Raw genomic sequence first — 17,155 nt, 5'->3', positions numbered from 1 at the left:
GTAAAAGCCCCCTCCAGGTACCGCATCGTTCTCTGACCCCTAAAAGCAAGGAGAAGCCCGTTTTTGCGAGTTTTTCCCTGGCTGCGCGACAGCGCAATGGTTGGTTTACAAATTCTTGAGTAGGGAAAGGGCTGGGTGTGGAGCAGAAAGTTTACGTGCCGCCTTTAAAGACGAGTTCCAACCTTATCATAAAATCATAAGGAACACGGCTTTAACAGCGGCTGGAGCCCGCACGCAGCCTTGACCGGCTGCCAAGAATCTTGTATTACATATCCCGATCGCCGCCCCGCATTTAACCAATGCTCCAATCAAGCTTTTCCGGAATAGTGGACAAAATGACAAATGGATAACCTTAACAACAAAGACGGCCTGACAGAGGAAGAGTATAATTGATATACTAATGTATGCGGTTACATATTGATCGGTACTCAAACTTCCTCCAAAGGGATGGTGCAATGAACCGAACATGGCTTCGTAAAATGATTTGGTCGTATTTGCCGATTTTCTTTATCATGTTCTCCTTCGTCTTTTTCCTGTTTTTCCAAACACTCGTTGAGCAGAACAACCATAACACAAAGGAATCCAGCCAGGTTTTTGCCCGGCAGCTGCTTCAGTCCGTGGATGTATCCTTGAAATCAGTCGATTACCTTATCCTGAGAGAGCTGATGTACAACAAGGTGATTACGGATTTTTTTGACGAAAAGGATGAGGGCAATGTTTATTTGAACTATCAGGTCATCAATCGCCTGCTGAAGCTTAAGCAGGAAGCACCAATTATTGATTCGTATTACTTGGTCAGGTATAACGACGGCATCGTGTTTAACGGCGATATCATTAAAAGCATGGATGACTTTGAAGACGTATCGTTTATTCGGAGCATTCAGAACGCTTCGGAGAAATCCCCCTGGACGGCTCTTCGGACATACCGCGAATATGCGTTTCAGCATAAGAAGGAAGTCGTCAGCCTGGTTCATAAAGTTCCACTCAGCGTCGGCTCAGAGGGGCTCTTTGTTGTCAATGTCAGTGTGTCCTCCCTGCAGGACTTGGTCGAAGATATGTACGACTCATCGACAGGGTTCGTTCAGCTCTATGACCGCAGCGGCCAATCCTTGTTTAAGCAGAATGAGGCGGACAAGAAGAAGGAAGTGCTTGCCAGCTTTAAATCAGACTACACCGGCTGGGAGGTTGAGAGCGGCGTAAACAACGGTAGGATCGTCAACGTGGTCTCCAGCCTTTCGAGCGTTTGGCCTATACTCGGCTTTGTTATTTTCATTGCCGGAGTGGGCTCTATTATCTATGTCACCCGCAAAAACTACAAGCCGCTTGAAGACCTGGTCCTGCGCATCAACGATTATGTCACACCGGGCAAACAAACGCTGGGCAGGCTGGCGGTAGACGAATTCACCTTTATTGAGTCCGCCATTAACAACTTTGCCGAGCAGTCGAAGATATTCAAGAAGGAATCCGAGGAGGCGTTCCTGCTGAAGAAGCGAACCTTCTTTACGGATCTGATCGCATCGGAGAAAAGCTCGATCGCCTCAGCTGACCCATCCATCCTGCCTGCCCACTCGAAGCTGAAGGTGCTCATCATCGAAATCGATCATCCGGAGCAAAGCTTCAACCAGCATAAGAGCAAGGACCAATCCTTGTTTAAATTCGTCATCAGCAGCGCCACGCATGAGCTGTTCAGTCAGCTTGCCACGCAGGTGTGGCTCGAGTGGATATCCCCCCTGCAGCTGACGGGCATTCATTTTCAGGAAAATGCGGATTCACCGGCCGATAACACGGTCTATGAAAGCATTGTCGCATGGGTGCATAAGAATCTTGCGTTTACCGTAACGATTGGAGTCGGAGAATCGGTGGATTCGCTCGAAGGGGCGACGGAGTCCTACAAGCAGGCGGTGGAATCGCTCAAATTCAAGGCATCACTCGGCAATAACCGAATCATCAGGTATGAGGAAGCCCGGAATGTGACGGAGACAAGCAAAGAAACGAATAAGCATCTCAAAGTGATTCACAGCCTCGTTCAGAGCTTTCGGTTGCATGAAGAAAACTGGACGGATCACTTCCATTCCCTATTTGCCGGCATCCGCCAATGCTGCTTGTCCAAGAGCGAGATTACCGGATTAATCCGTTATTTTCTGGCCCATATGGATCTTCAGCTCTCGCAGGCTTCCAAAGATTATTATGAGGCATGGACGGTCACGGCCCTTCCTCCCGCCAAGCAAATCACCGAGGACTTCGATACGCTGGATGAATTGGAAGCCTCCTTTTTCCGAATTCTTGAGAGCTACAGCAGGCAGCTGAATCAGCTTCAAGAGGGACGTCATTATCACCAGCTCATGAGGGACATCAGAGAGTATATTGAGGAGCATTATGCCAATTCGGAGCTGTCTCTCGAATTTCTAAGCGACAAATTCGACATCAACGCGAAGTATTTAAGCCAGCTGTTCAAGGAAGAGTTCGGTGAGAACTTCCTGGATTTTCTGGCTGACCTTCGGATTCAGCATGCCAAGCGATGGCTGGTGGAGCAGTCGGATTCCATTCAAGATGTTGGTGAACGTGTGGGCTATGCGAATGCCGCAACCTTTCGGAGAGTTTTCCGGAGAGTCGAGGGCATTTCGCCAGTCGATTACCGGAAGCGGAATGTGATTTGAGCCTCGTTGGACTGGAAGCGGCTTGAATGAAGCGGTTAGAGGGGGATTGTGGTTTGAAATGGACAAACAAATGGATAATCGGGTGCTGCCTCCTAGCGATAACCCTTACTGTGCTGGCGTGCTCGATGGTGAAGTCAGATGTCATGGCGAAGGACAGGGAAGCGGTGTCAGTCGGCGCTCCGACCGTGCTTTCCGTATTTGCGGCACCTCCGCTGGATGTTGAGGATCTGAAGACGAACACCTTTACGAAATATCTGGAGAAGAAACTTAACATCAGATTTGAATTCGATATCGCCAATAATGTGGTGAGAAAAGAAAGAAAGCAAATGTCATTTGCAAGCGGAGACTACCCGGCTGTCTTTCTTGGCGGCGAGCTTACGGCCGATGAGCAGGTGAAATACGGCATGTCGGGTGTCCTGCGTCCACTCGGCGACTTGATTGATCAATATGGCAACAACATCAAGCAGAGGCTCGAGGAGCACCCTGAATTGCGTAAAGCGATTACAGCCCCTGACGGGAAAATATATGCGCTTCCCTCCGTCAATGAATGTCTGCACTGCTGGTATGCCCAGAAGCTCTGGGTGAACACGGAGTGGTTAAAGAAACTGAATCTCAGCCCTCCCGCAACGACCGAACAATTTTATGAGATGCTCAAGGCGTTCAAAACGAAGGATCCCAATGGCAATGGCATTGCCGATGAAATTCCGCTTACCGGGGCTTCCGATTCCTGGCATTCGAAAATCACGGGTTTTCTGATGAGCGCCTTTATCTATAATACGGATGACAATTACTTGTATATTGTAGATGGGAAGGTGGGTCTCGCAGCCGCGCAGCCGGAGTGGAAAGAGGGGCTGAAGTATATACGCAAGCTGTACCAGGAAGGTTTGATTGATCCGTCCGCCTTCACCCAAACGATCGACGGCCTGGTTCAATTAGCGACGCAGGATGGCGACATCGTGCTTGGCAGCGCGACACTTGGCCATATTCGAATGGCCTTTGGCAGCCTCGATAATGAGCGCAACAAACAGTATGACACGATTGCGCCGCTCATCGGGCCCAGTGGCTATCAGGCGGCCGGGTATTTTAAGACGATTGATACGGGCCAATTTGCGATTACGGACAAAGCAACGGAGGCGCAGGCGGTGGCAGCGATTCAATTGGCTGATTACCTGTATTCGGAGGAAGCAGTAATTTTGAACGAGTTCGGGCCTGAGGGCTTATGGTGGCGGAGGGGCTTGCCTGGAGAGGTCGATGAGCATGGCAGACCGGCCAAATATAAAATCAACCCGGAATATTTTACCCGTACCATGCAAAATGAAGGCTGGAGTCAGATGGGCATCAGTTATCGTGACCGGGAGCTGCGGGAATCTTGGGCTGTGCCGGAGGATCCTTATTCGGAGGAAGGCTACGAGCACCGCCTCTACACGGAGACCATGAAGAACTATGCAGGCAAAGAACCGAAGGAGGTTTATCCTGCCAATCTGTACGTGGACCCGGACATCGCATTTGAGGCAGCCCGTCTGCGGGTGCAAATAAACGAGTATGTGGAATCCAATATGGTGCAGTTTATTACAGGCACGAAGAACATCGAGGAAGAATGGGATGCTTACCTGGACGGATTCAGCGGTCTGAAGCTTGAACGGTATTTGGGATTCTATCAGAAGGCCTATGACAGCTATCGCAGCCAGCAATGAACATTTTCGGGGGCTCTCCACAAGTAGACGGACTACTTGCGGAGAGCCTCTTTGCTGATCGCCGACGGAAGGCCCGGGTTGAGCAGATAATCCGCTATTTATGGGCTTCAGCGGAATAATGAGCGGCAGCGGAAAGCTGCGCGTTGCTGCAGAAACAGCCTGACAGCAGTGCCTGCGGAAATTCGTCTGTTCCAAGATTACTGGCCGTTGACCGGCCTGACTTCATTCCGTTATTGTTGACCCCAGACTCATCGATAACTGGAGAGGAAGTGATTGGCGAATATGTCGTCCACAGAGGTTTTGAAAACAACGCAGTCCGAACATGTGATCAGCAGCAGGTCATTATTTCTGAGGGAAAGAGGACGAAGAGTAAAGCGGCATTGGCAATTGTATCTGCTCGTATTATTGCCTCTGGCTTATATCGTAATTTTCAAATATATACCGATGTACGGAGCGCAGATTGCCTTTCGCGACTTCAGCCCGGTCAAAGGAATCATGGGCAGCGAGTTGGTGGGGTTCAAGAATTTCTCGACCTTCTTCAGCTCCCCGAACTTCTGGATGCTCATTAAGAACACGCTGGTTATCAGTGTATATTCGCTGCTCGTCGGATTTCCGGCTCCCATTATACTCGCGCTGGCACTCAATGAAATCCGGAATGCGCGGTTCAAGAAATGGGTTCAGATGGTTACCTTCGCGCCTTACTTTATCTCCACCATCGTTATGGTTTCCATGATTATTCTGTTCCTCTCGCCAAGGCTTGGCTTTGTGGATCATATCGTCAAATCATTAGGTCTAGAATCCATTAACTTTATGGGGATTCCTCAGTACTTCAGCAGCATCTTCGTGTGGTCTAATATCTGGCAGGGGATCGGATACGGAGCGGTCATCTATCTCGCTGCGCTGGCGGGCGTCAACCCGGATCTCTATGAAGCGGCCAGAGTGGACGGCGCCTCGCGGTTTCAGAAGGTCATTCATATTGATATTCCCGGCATCATGCCCGCAGCGATTATTCTGCTTATCCTGAATGTCGGTCAAATCATGAACGTCGGCTTCGAGAAAATTTATTTGATGCAGAATTCACTCAATACGAGTACCTCAGAGGTCATCTCCACGTACGTGTACAAAATCGGCTTGCTGGGAGCGAACTTTAGCTTCTCAGCGGCGGTGGACCTGTTTAATTCAGTAATCAATCTAGTCCTGCTGCTCGCGGTCAATTATCTGGCCAGACGAATATCGGACAGCAGCTTATGGTAGAGAGGGGATGAATAGGAGATGACGCAATCCAACGCGCTCATGAAGACCCGTTCGAACGCAATAAGAGATTCATTCAGCGATAAGGTATTTATCTTCCTGGTGTATGCTTTTCTATCGATCATTCTTGTCGTTGTGCTTTATCCGCTCATCTATATCCTGAGCTCTTCCTTCAGCTCGCCGCGGGCCGTGATAAGCGGCAAAGTCTGGCTGTTTCCGGTAGAGCCGAGCCTTGCAGGCTACAGAGCCATTTTCTCTAATCCTCAGGTCATGACAGGGTATGCGAATTCGATCTTCTACACCTTCTTCGGCGTGCTGATCAATGTGGGTTTGACCGTTATGCTGGCATTCCCGATCTCCAAGAGCACCTTCTATGGACGAAATGTCATCATGGTCATTCTTATCATTACGATGATGTTCAGCGGAGGCTTGATTCCTTATTACTTGACCGTAAAGAACCTCGGTCTTCTGGATACGAGATGGGCGATGCTGCTGCCAAGCGCAATGGCGGTTTGGCAGGTCATTATTGCGCGGACCTTCTTCCAGTCCAGCATTCCCAAGGAGCTGGGAGAGGCGGCAGAGCTGGACGGGTGCAGCGATATCGGTTTCCTGCTGCGGGTGGTGCTGCCTCTGTCCAAGCCGATATTGGCGGTTCTGGTGCTGATGTATGCAGTGGGACAATGGAATGCCTACTTCGAGGCATTAATCTTCTTGAAGACGCAGCATTTGTTCCCGCTTCAGATCATTCTGCGGAATATTCTCATTCTGAATTCCATCGACTCGAGCATGATGGTGGATGCCAATAAGATGGCCGCGATGCAGGGCTTACGGGATCTGCTGAAGTTCTCGCTCATCGTGGTCGCAACGCTGCCCGTCTTAGCGATCTATCCTTTTGTGCAGAAGTATTTCGTTCAGGGCATCATGATCGGATCGCTCAAAGGATAAGGCAGATGCCTGCAGCCGAACATGATCAGCATCCTCCGGGCATGCGTTTGACCAGAGTGGGAGGTGATGCCGCTATATTCCATCGCATTGACTGCAGGATGATTAGTTAGGGGAAGAGTATCGCACAATTATGAAGGAGGAGTCTGCTTTGAACACAAAGAAACGCTCCATTATTATGGGTATCATCCTCATCATGGCATTACTCTCATCTGCATGCAGCAGCAATAACGGGGGATCAGGAAGCAAAGACACCGCAGCGAACGCTCCAGGCGATACCGAAGGCGGCGACAAGCCGGTTACGCTCAACACCTTTATCAGCGTGTCGCCCCGGATTGAGGATATCAACACGAACGCGGTCACCAAATATATTGAGAACAAATTAAACATCAAGTTCGACTTCGACGCTACGCCGTCGGCGAATGCAGCGGATAAGAAAAAGTTAATTATGGCCAGCGGCGACTACCCGGCCATCTTCCTCTCCGGCGACTTCACGCAGGCGGAGCAAATCGACTATGGGAAGCAGGGCATTCTGACGCCGCTCAATGATTTGATTGAGAAATACGGAAATGAAATCAAGCGGGCATTTACGGAAGATGCCGATTTGAAGGCGGCAATCACGGCTCCGGACGGAAATATCTACGCGCTTCCGCATATAAACGACTGCTTCCACTGCTGGTATTCCCAGAAGCTGTGGATCAATAAGAAATGGCTGGATAAGCTGAATCTGCAAATGCCGACGACAATCGATGAGTATTACGAGGTTCTGAAAGCGTTTAAGACGCAGGATCCAAACGGCAACGGAAAGGCTGACGAGATTCCGCTGTCCGGCGCCTTCAACACCTGGCACGGCATTCCGTCTAACTTCCTGATGAACTCTTTTATCTATGATAATGACGAGGACTTCTTCTTCATGAAGGACGGCAAGGTTCAGCTGGCTGCCAATCAGCCGGAATGGCGTGAGGGATTGACGTACATTAACAAGCTGTTTAACGAAGGTTTAATCGATAAAGAAGCGTTCACGCAAAATAACGACCAGATGGCTCAAGTCGGCAACAAAGAGGGCGACAACGTAACCGGCAGCGCGACAGGCGGGCATATCGGCATGTATTTCAGCTTGGCCGAAGGACAGGAGCGCCATAAAGAATATGTAACCGTTCCACCTTTGACAGGTCCGGGCGGCGTCGGTTATGCCGGCTATTATAAAGCATACGGTAACGGCCAGTTTGCCATCACGAACAAGGCGTCCGAGGAGGAAGCCATTGCAGCGATCAAGATGGCGGATTATATGTACTCCGAAGAGCATGCCATTATGAACGAATACGGTCTGGAAGGCAAGTATTGGGATAAAGCGAAGGACGGAGAGAAGGATGTGCATGGCAATCAGGCCAAGTACAGCCTGAGACCTGAATATTGGGATATCAGTACGACGTTAAATGATACCTGGGATCAAATGGGGATTACAAGACGGACGCGTGATATCCGTGAATCATGGGCTGCGCCGGAGGATCCATTCTCCCAGAAGGGCTATGAGTACCGTTTGTATCTGGAGACAGCCAAGAATTATGAGAATAAGCAGCCGCAGGAAACGTTCCCGCTGACAATCTTCATGGAGGCGGATGATGCGAAGGAATCCATTATGCTGCGCACGCAGATCAATGAGTATGTGCGCTCGAATATGGCGCAATTCGTTACGGGGTCCAAGAAATTAACCGACTCCGAATGGGATAGCTATGTGAAGGGCTTCGATGGCTTGAATCTGGGCCACTATCTCGAAATCTATCAAAAGGCGTATGACAACAAGAAGAAATAAGCAGTGAAAAAGCAGCCGGCATCTCACCATCTTGCGGAAGCCAAGGTGGTGAGATGCTTTGGCAAGCAATCGGGAAATGCGGATCTCTACAGCGGTTTCAGCAGGGGAAACCCGGATGTTGTCCGCCATCCCATATGATATAATTTTGTACAATAGAAGGTAGTTTGGCTTGATTACATAATGGCCTAGGAGGAACTAGATGAGCGTTCCCTACAGCAACGAAAAGCAAGCTTTGATCTACCCGACAGCTTTCCATCCGTATCTCTTGTTCGCTCAGAAATATGAATTTTTCCCTGGTGAGTATACGTTCGATCGAATTGGATATATGAATGCAATTATTATCGTGGAAGCCGGCGAAGGCGGCCTTCATATGGATGGACAGGACTTTCTGATGAAAGAAGGATCCCTGGTTTATATTCCGGCCGGGAAGGTTCACCGGTGGTGGACCGGCCTGATCTCCCCGCTGGTTTACCGGACCGCTTATTTCGACTGGACTCCAAGGCAGCGTCCCTTCAAATCGCAGAGTGAATTCTTCCATGTTCCCTCCAGAACTTCTTCCCTGCAGGAGGCTTATGTGGATGAGGCGCCTGCCATGCGGATCGAGAGTGTTCTGCAAGTAACGAATCTGCCCTTATGGCTGTCCTATCACAACCGGTTTCTGACCGTACCGGGCCGGATTGGAGGCTCCGACATGGAGGATGCCATTCGGATACGCGGTGAATTTCAGGTCTTCTTATCCTTCTTTCTGTCCAATACGTCCAAAGATTCCAGCAGCAATGCGGATCCCCGAATTCGCGAGCTCTTAAAAATCGTTTCGAACCGTGCGGACTTCGATGAACAGGAGCTGTTTCGCTGCGCGGCTGAGATCGGCCTGAAACGCAGCCGGTTCTACACCTTATTCCGCAAGGAAACCGGATTCTCGCCCAAGCATTATATGGCGCACCGGCGGCTGAACCGTATCCAGTGCGATCTGAAGCAATCCAATTTATCCATTACTGAAATTGCCGAGAAGTACGGTTATTCCAGTATTCATGTCCTGTCCAAGAATTTCCGCAAGCATATTGGCCTTACTCCATCCGAATATAGGCGGCTGAACCGGATGTAACCGGATGGGGATGCACCTGCTAAGAAGCATCAACCATCTGAATGTTTGGCTTTAAATATTTCGCCGATCGCACCGATGCTGCCCAAGGTTTCGATTGCTTTTGCGGGAATGAAAATTTTATTGGCGGCGCCTTTGGATATCTCGCCTAACGTTTCTAGGGAGCGGTACGCAAGGACATTCTCATCGAGCCCTGCCGCCCGCAGCAGCTCAATCCGGTTTTTCTCAGCTTCAGCGATCGCATGAATGGCTTTCGCCTGTCCCAATGCTTCAAGCTCCTGTGCCTGGCGCATCCCTTCCGCTTGACGGATGCGCGCTTCTTTCTCGCCTTCCGCTTTGAGAATTTTACCCTGCTTGTCGCCTTCTGCCCGCAGGATCATGTCCTGCTTGGCCGCTTCCGCCTCCAAGACGATCGCACGCTTGCTGCGCTCAGCCTTCATCTGCTTATCCATCGATTCTTGGATATCCGCCGGCGGCTGGATGTCGATGACTTCTACCCGCTCAATACGCACACCCCATTTTTCCGTTGCTTCATCCAGGGCAATTCGGATTTCACTTGAAATTTTCTCCCTGCCCGACAGCGTCTCATCGAGCTCGAGCTTCCCGATGATTTGTCTCATCGTTGCCGTGCTGATATTCCGCACCCCATATACATAATCGGAGATGCCATAAGTAGCCTGTTCAGGAGCGACAACCTGATAAAAGATGATCGTATCGATTTGAACCTGGACATTATCCTTCGTGATCACGGTTTGCGGCGGCACATTGGCCTGCTGTACCCGCAAATCGTGATAAGTCCGGACATGATCAATAAGGGGGATAAGAATATTCAGTCCGGGAGTCAGCAGCCGGTTGAATTTACCTAATCGTTCGACGACGCCTGCCCGCTGCTGCGGAACAATCTTCACCGTTAAGGCGACGAAAACAATGACGATGACCAGGACGATGATCGTTAAGAGAATACCCATTTACTTGTTTCCTCCTCGTTTTTGAACTTCCACAATGGTCGTGCCTCTGGCAATCACCAGGACTACTTCGTCTTTAGGCAGATTTTGCTTCGAAAACGCGCTCCAGGTTTCATTGCCGACTTTAACAATCCCGCGCTTACCGAAAGTAATTTCCTCCAGAACGACCCCTTCTTTGCCGATTAAGTCGTCAATAGGATCTGTAAATCCCTTTGCCGTTTGAATTCGTGATGTCAAAGACTTCGTAGCGAAGGTCAAAACAAGCGCTGTGACACAGCCGGCCAGAATCTGAACGATCAAGGAATCCGGCATGAGCCAGGCAGCCACGGCAGCGGCTGCTGCGCCGACCCCCAGCCAGAGCAGGTAGAACGTCAGCGTCAGCATCTCTGCAACCAGCAAAATTCCAGCGATAATGAGCCATACCGCCCAAAGCTCCATATGCAATTCGCCGCCTTTCCTGCCAAGCCTATTCTTTCATTGATGCTAAGCGCAGCCGAACTCTGGACGCTCAGCAGCCTCTTAGTATATTCACTGCCGTTCTGTAACTTTCCAGTATATTAATGGGAATCTGAACCCAATATCCTGCCATTCGAGCGAATCTTCCTGATGATGTCGAATAGGAGCCCTTCGATGCGATCGAAGGGCTGTTTGGCTTGCGCAATCATTCCTACAGCAGCTGCCAGGTGTAAAGACGGCAAATACTGGCGAAACTAGCTGATAGACAATAGAAACAGATAGATAGATTGCAAGAGCAATGAAGAAGAAGAAGAAGGGAAGTGAGGTCGTTATGATTCCGAAGCAATTGGCGGAGGAGCCTCTGATGGAGGATTCCTTGCCCGCAGCAAATGAGCAGGGAAGCTGGCCTGAGGCAGCGGAGCAATCATTAAGGCTGATGATGGCTAGAGTGAACAGCGTGTTTCTCGGGAAAAGCGAGGTGGTGTCGGGGGCGTTCACCGCATTGCTGGCAGGCGGGCATGTCCTGCTGGAGGATGTGCCGGGCGTAGGCAAAACCCTGCTCGTACGAGCGATCGCGCGCGTAATGGGCGGAGAGTTCCGGCGGATTCAGTTTACATCGGATATGCTCCCCGCAGATGTAGTGGGCGGATTAATATGGGATGGCAAACGGGGCGAGCTGGTCTTCCGTCAGGGACCGCTGATGGCCAATGTGGTGCTGGCGGATGAAATCAACCGTACGCCTCCGCGCACGCAATCCGCGCTTCTTGAAGCGATGGAGGAGCGGAGCGTTACAGCCGACGGTCAAACGATGCGGCTTCCGCAGCCCTTCATGCTGCTGGCTACGCAAAATCCGCTTCGCGATGACGGTACCTATCCGCTTCCGGAAGCACAGCTTGACCGGTTCATGATGCGGCTCTCCATCGGATACCCATCACCCGAGGATGAAGTTCACATGCTGGAGGCAGCTCCCCAGCGTCTGAACCCTGAGCTGCTCAAACCAGTCATTATCCCGGAGGAATGGCTGCGGATGCAGCGCGATGCGCAGTCGGTTCATGTCCATTCGGCGCTGCTGGCTTATGCGGTGCAGGTCGTCGGCGCAACGAGAAGCGCAGCCGAGCTGTCGCTCGGTGCAAGTCCAAGGGCAACCCGCGACTGGATTCGCGCTGCGCAGGCAGCTGCATATGTGGCAGGAAGAAGATATGTTGTGCCGGATGATTTGAAATCTACAGCTGAACCTGTGCTGGCCCACCGGCTGGTTGTAAGCGATATGGCGGCAGTCAATGGTATGCGGGCAGCGGATATACTAAACCGCCTGATCGCTTCTGTACCGGTGCCTGCTCCCGCAGGCGAAGGCGGGCGGAGAAGATGAAGGCCGTCAGCAAAGCTCAGGCGGACCGGAGCGGAGCTCAAACGGACTGGAGCAGCAAGGATTTAACGGACCAGAGCGGCAATTCGAATGCCGGGAGACCGGTTCAAACGGTGCACAGTGCTGGAGAGAAGGCCGGAAGTAAACTGCAAGAAGGATGGAAAATCGGGAGTAAACTGCAAGAAGGATGGAAAATCGGGAGTAAGCTGCAAGCTGGACAGAAGGTTGGAGAGAAGGCTGGGAGTGAGCCGCAGGAGGGACGGAAGGCTGGTGTGAGGTCTCGGAGCGAGCTGCAGGGACGGAAAGATGGAGTGAGGGACCGGAGTGAGCAAGCCGGACGGAAAGTCGGAGAAAAGGCTGGTTCAGGGAAGCTGCGCAGCCGGTATTTTGCCAGAATTCTCTTGCTCATCCTGCTTGCAGCGAGTGCTGCAGCTGTGTATTCGCGCAGCGGAGCCGTTGAATGGCTGTTCTTCGCGATTATTTTCAGCCTCTTCCTGAGTGCTTGGATTCTGCCCTATGCGGTTTCAGGCCGTATTCAGGTAGAGAGAAATATTGATAGGGAACGGGAACTCGTTGACGGCGGAGACATGCATGTCAGATTAAAGATCCGCCTAAGCCGGCCGATCCCGTTAATGTGGCTGAACGTTCATGAACGGGTCACTAATCTTACCGCTCCCCGGCATGCACCGGTTCAGTATCAAGCGGCTACCATACCCGGATTTGGCCGTGGACTGGTTCTGGATTATACGGTGACAAACGTGCAAAGAGGCGAGCTTGCTTTTGAACCGCTTCAGATTTCGGTAGGTGATCTGCTGGGTTTAACGATTCGAACCTTTAATATCGATTGTGCGAGTATTCCGCTTGTCCGTCCTTTGCCACCTGCGGGCGAGCAGCTTCTTGACATTCCCTGTGCACTTGCAGGAGCTAATACCCGTGGAGCAAAGCCGATTGCAGCATTAGGCAGCCTGTCCACTACAGCAGCGGCAGGCAGAAGCCGGGACGGCATGGGGCCTGAGGTTCGTGCTTACACACCGGGCGATTCCTTAAGGCGGGTTGATTGGCGCGCAATGGCAAGAGGCCTTGGCATGCAGACGAGAATCAGCAATGCAGAGCATCCGGGTGAGGTCGTTATCGTTCTTGAAGCGTCAGAGAGGGCATATGGCAGCGATTTGAGGCTGTTTGATGCCAACGCCGGGCGTGCTCTTATGGCGGCGGCAGCTGCTTGGGAAGAGGGAAAAGGCAGTACGATCATAAGCAACAGTTATGAAGAAGATCGGATATTCATTCGCCCAGGCGACCGGAAATCTCTTCATACAGCAGGGGAGAGGCTTGCGAGTATGCGTGCTGACGGCACGAAACCGCTGGCTGCGCTGCTTTCATCGGCCATTGGCCAGCTGCCCCGCGGTGCTTCCGTCATTTGCCTGGGGGCTGCCGAAATTGGAGCCGTCTATAACGAGCCCCAAACAGGTGACGCCGGGACAGATCTAAGGGGAAAAGCGAGCGGAGTCGGAAGTATTGGCGGAGCAGGCGCAGGAAGTGCGGGAAGTGCGGGAAGTGCAGGAAGTTCGGGAAGTTCCGGAATCGCCGGAAGTGCAGGAAGTTCGGGAAGTGCCGGAAGTGCGGGAAGTGCGGGAAGTGCAGGAAGTGCGGGAAGTGCAGGAAGTGCGGGAAGTGCCGGAAGTGTCGGAAGTGCGGCAAATTCAGAGTCGGAAATTCCGGCAGACTTCAGTACAGATGGAATCGTGTACGGAGCGAAGTTGGCTGGCATTAGAGGTGTGTCGCTGTATCTGCTGCTCGCTTACGATGGAGCGGATGTGAAGCAGGGAGAGCAGCAGTGGAAAGCAAAGCTTGACGGTTCGGGCTGTTATATTAAAGGGATGCCCGTACCTGCGGAATACCGCCGCAAGGATTCGATCGCAGTGGAAGGGGGATACGCCCATGTCAGCACCACAATCAGCTAACGGGTCCAAACGAAGCAAACGGGAAATCGAGAAAGCCAGCTTGATTTTTTTCAACTTAAGCTCGCGGCGGCTCGTAACCAGTCTGCTGCTGTTTGGGTTAATCATCGAATGGCTGCTTCCATTGGCCCAATTAGAAGCGTATACGGAGCTTTACCGGATCGGACCTCTTATTGCAGCGGTTGGTCTATCCTTGGCTGTAGGCTTGCTGGTTCCGCCGGCGTGGCTCTCCCTGCTGCTGAATGGCGCAATTTGCCTGGGCACGGTGCTTGTCATGTTCAAGGTGCAATATTCCTCGCCTTATGAATCGTGGGTCGGACTCATTCATGGGCTCAGGGCGGATGTCCAACATCTGATGGACGGGGAGATGCAGCTTAGCGGAGAAACACGGACACTGCTGCTGGTCGCTGGACTTGGAATGATGGCGGCTGCTGTGCAATCTCTGGTGTGGCTGCGTCAGTGGGGGCTTGGATTGGCCGCGTTGACAGCGGTTTATTTGCTGATCCTCTATGGATTTCTAGGCTTGAATGTGTTTCCCGGGCTGCTCCGCACCTGCGTGGAAGGGCTGCTGCTCAGTGCGCTGCTGACGATTCCCCGGTTGGAGCGTCTAAGCGGGGCTAAGATTGTTCAAGTAAGCATGAATGGCGCATATGACCGACAGTATGATGATAAGCATAATCAGGTACACAATTCAACTCCGGAACAAAAGCAAAATCAATCCCATACCTACATGCAGAATCCAACATCAAATCCAGATCATTCCATAACGAACACCCGGAATCCAAAAAGGCCCCTTTCGCTTTTCGGTTGGCCGGTTCGCTGGTGGAGCGGAGCGACATGGCTCGCGGTCATTATTGCTGCTGCGGGTATAGGCGCTGCTTGGGGCAGAAACGCTTCTTCTGAACCTGCACCGTGGGCAGCGGAGGCAGTTAACTGGGGGAAAACCCATCTGAGGGAGGAACAGCTGACGACTGCCGTGCAGGGTCAGACCATGCAGCCTATTGAAATCACAGGCGGATTAGGGTCGGCGGGAATAACCGGCTACGGTTTCGATGATCGCTCGCTTGGCGCTCCGCTGTCCTTGAGTGCTGCTGTTTTATTCACCGTACAGTCTCCGGCGGCGACCTATCTGCGCGGGGAGAGCAAGAGCGTCTATAACGGTCATGGCTGGGAACAGCCGGAGCAGCTGCTGGAGGAGCGGATTATAGGCTCGGACCGGACGCAGCAGACGATTGCGGGCGGGGATTTGATTTCGGCTGAAGGCAGCGGAGTTAAGTTGGATCTGGCGCATACGGGTACAAAAGAAGATATTTTTGCCGGTATTACCGGGAGTTTGACGACAGCGGGGAGTTACGATTCGCTTAAAGATAAATCCGCTGCCGGGCAAACGGATGGAAGCGGGACGAATGCAATAACGCAGACCGTCACGGTTGCATATCCGACTGAGGGCTGGCCTTTGCTGGCGGCAGGTCCGGATGCCCAGGTTATCGCTATGCAAACGGCGGACGGTACGAAGCGTGAATTTTATCGCTTCAATAAGCTGACAGATGCCATGTATCCGGCTTCATCCAAGGATCGCCTTACAGCCTATACCGTTTCAACGCGGCTGCCGGATCCTGCATCCCTTCGCTCAAACCGTACAGAGCAGGGTGCGGGTGTGCCGTCAGATCCTGCGGATCTTTTACAGACATACACACAGCTGCCGGAAGGGCTGCCTGCGCGTATCGGGCAATTAGCGGGTCAGATTTCGGGCCAATTGGGTGCGGGTGCTAGCCGGTATGAGAAGAGCAAAGCCATTGAAGATTATTTGCGGTCCCATTATGTTTATACGCTGACAGATACGGCCGTTCCGGCAGCCGGCGCTGATTTCGTGGATAACTTTTTGTTTGAGCAGAAGCAGGGTTATTGTGTTCATTTTGCCTCTGCTATGGTGGTTATGCTTCGGACGCAGGGCATTCCTGCGCGGTATGTGAAGGGCTTCGCACCCGGGGAAGCAGCAGGCTCAGAGAATAGCGAGCGAATAGGGGCTGGGATATCCAGCGCGGGCAGCGGGGACGGAATTTCTGAGGGCGGAGCGGGTTCAGCGAAGACGCAGGCCTTCACCGTGCGAGCAAGCGATGCGCATGCATGGGTTGAGGTGTATTTTGAGGGTGTCGGCTGGGTGGCTTTTGAGCCGACACCTGGATTTGCGGCGGTGCCGAGCTTGGCCGGCGCCGGAAGCTCCGCAGCATCGGCCGGGCAGCCTGCCGATGCTGCGGAGCAGGGGGCTGCGGCGGCGGGGGATTTCGCCGCCGCAGCTGGCGCCCGCGGGCTCGCCGGGCGCGCCGCAGCGCAGCTGCAGGCGGCTGCGGAGCAGGCCGCCGATGCCGCGCAGCGCGGGGCGCATGCCCTCGCGCAAGCGGCGCGCAGCGCCGCGGCGGCCAGGCCATGGGCCATGGCCGCGCTAGCCGCGGGCGCCACAGGCGCCGCCGGTCTGGCCGCGGCGGCGTGGCGCAGACGCGAACGCGATGCGTTCGCACGCGCGCTGCACAAATACGGCAGCGCGCTCGCCGCGGGCCGGCGCACAGCGGCCCGCGGGCAGTTCCTCGAGCTCGCGGACATCTGCTGGCGCGAGCTCTACGCTCGCCGCGGCGCCAAACCGCCGCACAGCACCGCGCGCGAATACGCAGCGGCACTGAACCTGCCGCCGCATATGACCCCTCTCATCGCTCAATTCGTGCGATGGGACGAACAGGCGCGTTACGGCTCGGAATGGTCCGAGCCGCCAACGCACACCGAGCTTGCGGATCTAAGAGCCGCCATTCAGAGTCTGAACTCGGCCAAGCAATCCAAGCAGCAGGGAACCGTTCAGAGCGTGTAGCTGATATTCAAATCAAACAGGGGCTGAACCAACGCAGATCAAACTGCTTTGGTTCAGCCCCTATTTATGTATCTATTGCCTGTTCCGTAAC

Annotated in this window: 12 protein-coding genes; 10 read left to right on the top strand and 2 right to left on the bottom strand. The window is 52.8% G+C overall.

Going from position 1 to position 17,155, the window contains the following annotated elements; genetic code table 11:
* Positions 1 to 455 precede the first annotated feature (455 nt).
* The 7 genes from ACFPYJ_RS20525 to ACFPYJ_RS20495 all read left to right on the top strand — a co-directional run bounded on the left by ACFPYJ_RS20525 (position 456) and on the right by ACFPYJ_RS20495 (position 9,462).
* Positions 456 to 2,657 carry a helix-turn-helix domain-containing protein gene (locus ACFPYJ_RS20525; RefSeq protein ID WP_379190078.1) on the top strand — a complete coding sequence of 734 codons (2,202 nt, stop codon included), beginning with the start codon at positions 456 to 458 and terminating at the stop codon, positions 2,655 to 2,657.
* A gap of 53 nt (positions 2,658 to 2,710) precedes the next feature.
* Positions 2,711 to 4,351 (top strand): type 2 periplasmic-binding domain-containing protein, encoded by a 1,641-nt coding sequence (locus ACFPYJ_RS20520; protein ID WP_379190077.1) that lies wholly within the window; start codon positions 2,711 to 2,713, stop codon positions 4,349 to 4,351.
* Positions 4,352 to 4,633: 282 nt separating this feature from the next.
* A complete protein-coding gene (locus ACFPYJ_RS20515) occupies positions 4,634 to 5,605 on the top strand; it encodes an ABC transporter permease (RefSeq protein WP_379190098.1) in 972 nt (323 codons plus the stop codon).
* An 18-nt stretch (positions 5,606 to 5,623) separates the two neighbouring features.
* Complete coding sequence (locus ACFPYJ_RS20510; RefSeq protein ID WP_379190076.1) at positions 5,624 to 6,547, top strand: carbohydrate ABC transporter permease; 924 nt, start codon at positions 5,624 to 5,626, stop codon at positions 6,545 to 6,547.
* Between the two features lie 148 nt (positions 6,548 to 6,695).
* Positions 6,696 to 8,357: a type 2 periplasmic-binding domain-containing protein gene (locus ACFPYJ_RS20505; protein WP_379190075.1), complete on the top strand. Its 1,662-nt coding sequence runs from the start codon at positions 6,696 to 6,698 to the stop codon at positions 8,355 to 8,357.
* Positions 8,358 to 8,360: 3 nt separating this feature from the next.
* A complete protein-coding gene (locus ACFPYJ_RS20500) occupies positions 8,361 to 8,495 on the top strand; it encodes a hypothetical protein (protein WP_379190074.1) in 135 nt (44 codons plus the stop codon).
* Between the two features lie 61 nt (positions 8,496 to 8,556).
* On the top strand, positions 8,557 to 9,462 hold the full coding sequence (locus tag ACFPYJ_RS20495) for an AraC family transcriptional regulator (RefSeq protein WP_379190073.1): 906 nt from the start codon (positions 8,557 to 8,559) through the stop codon (positions 9,460 to 9,462).
* A 29-nt stretch (positions 9,463 to 9,491) separates the two neighbouring features.
* On the opposite strand, the gene ACFPYJ_RS20490 is transcribed toward ACFPYJ_RS20495, so the two are convergent.
* Together ACFPYJ_RS20490 and ACFPYJ_RS20485 are read right to left on the bottom strand one after the other, a co-directional pair.
* A complete protein-coding gene (locus ACFPYJ_RS20490; protein ID WP_379190072.1) occupies positions 9,492 to 10,427 on the bottom strand; it encodes an SPFH domain-containing protein in 936 nt (311 codons plus the stop codon).
* Positions 10,428 to 10,862, bottom strand: a complete 435-nt coding sequence (locus ACFPYJ_RS20485; RefSeq protein ID WP_379190071.1) for an NfeD family protein — start codon at positions 10,860 to 10,862, stop codon at positions 10,428 to 10,430.
* 316 nt (positions 10,863 to 11,178) lie between these two features.
* Between ACFPYJ_RS20485 and ACFPYJ_RS20480 the strand changes: the two genes are divergently transcribed.
* From ACFPYJ_RS20480 to ACFPYJ_RS20470, 3 genes are read left to right on the top strand one after another with little or no spacing between them, the layout of a single operon-like run.
* A complete protein-coding gene (locus ACFPYJ_RS20480) occupies positions 11,179 to 12,249 on the top strand; it encodes an AAA family ATPase (RefSeq protein ID WP_379190070.1) in 1,071 nt (356 codons plus the stop codon).
* Positions 12,246 to 14,207 carry a DUF58 domain-containing protein gene (locus ACFPYJ_RS20475; RefSeq protein ID WP_379190069.1) on the top strand — a complete coding sequence of 654 codons (1,962 nt, stop codon included), beginning with the start codon at positions 12,246 to 12,248 and terminating at the stop codon, positions 14,205 to 14,207. Before ACFPYJ_RS20480 ends, ACFPYJ_RS20475 begins: the two co-directional genes overlap by 4 nt.
* Complete coding sequence (locus ACFPYJ_RS20470) at positions 14,185 to 17,064, top strand: DUF4129 domain-containing transglutaminase family protein (protein ID WP_379190068.1); 2,880 nt, start codon at positions 14,185 to 14,187, stop codon at positions 17,062 to 17,064. The genes ACFPYJ_RS20475 and ACFPYJ_RS20470 overlap by 23 nt, the downstream gene beginning before the upstream one ends.
* Positions 17,065 to 17,155 lie beyond the last annotated feature (91 nt).

This window comes from Paenibacillus solisilvae, from assembly GCF_042656405.1.
Lineage (GTDB): Bacteria > Bacillota > Bacilli > Paenibacillales > Paenibacillaceae > Paenibacillus_Z > Paenibacillus_Z solisilvae.
The sequence above is the reverse complement of the archived record's forward strand: the minus strand, read 5'-3'. Positions and strand labels throughout refer to the sequence as shown.

Excerpts from the sequence above, each read along its gene's own strand:
- ACFPYJ_RS20525 (WP_379190078.1), top strand. The coding sequence starts at position 456 with ATGAACCGAACATGGCTTCGTAAAATGATTTGGTCGTATTTGCCGATT.
- ACFPYJ_RS20515 (WP_379190098.1), top strand. The coding sequence starts at position 4,634 with ATGTCGTCCACAGAGGTTTTGAAAACAACGCAGTCCGAACATGTGATC.
- ACFPYJ_RS20510 (WP_379190076.1), top strand. The coding sequence starts at position 5,624 with ATGACGCAATCCAACGCGCTCATGAAGACCCGTTCGAACGCAATAAGA.
- ACFPYJ_RS20495 (WP_379190073.1), top strand. The coding sequence starts at position 8,557 with ATGAGCGTTCCCTACAGCAACGAAAAGCAAGCTTTGATCTACCCGACA.
- ACFPYJ_RS20490 (WP_379190072.1), bottom strand. The coding sequence starts at position 10,427 with ATGGGTATTCTCTTAACGATCATCGTCCTGGTCATCGTCATTGTTTTC.
- ACFPYJ_RS20485 (WP_379190071.1), bottom strand. The coding sequence starts at position 10,862 with ATGGAGCTTTGGGCGGTATGGCTCATTATCGCTGGAATTTTGCTGGTT.
- ACFPYJ_RS20480 (WP_379190070.1), top strand. The coding sequence starts at position 11,179 with ATGAAGAAGAAGAAGAAGGGAAGTGAGGTCGTTATGATTCCGAAGCAA.
- ACFPYJ_RS20475 (WP_379190069.1), top strand. The coding sequence starts at position 12,246 with ATGAAGGCCGTCAGCAAAGCTCAGGCGGACCGGAGCGGAGCTCAAACG.
- ACFPYJ_RS20470 (WP_379190068.1), top strand. The coding sequence starts at position 14,185 with ATGTCAGCACCACAATCAGCTAACGGGTCCAAACGAAGCAAACGGGAA.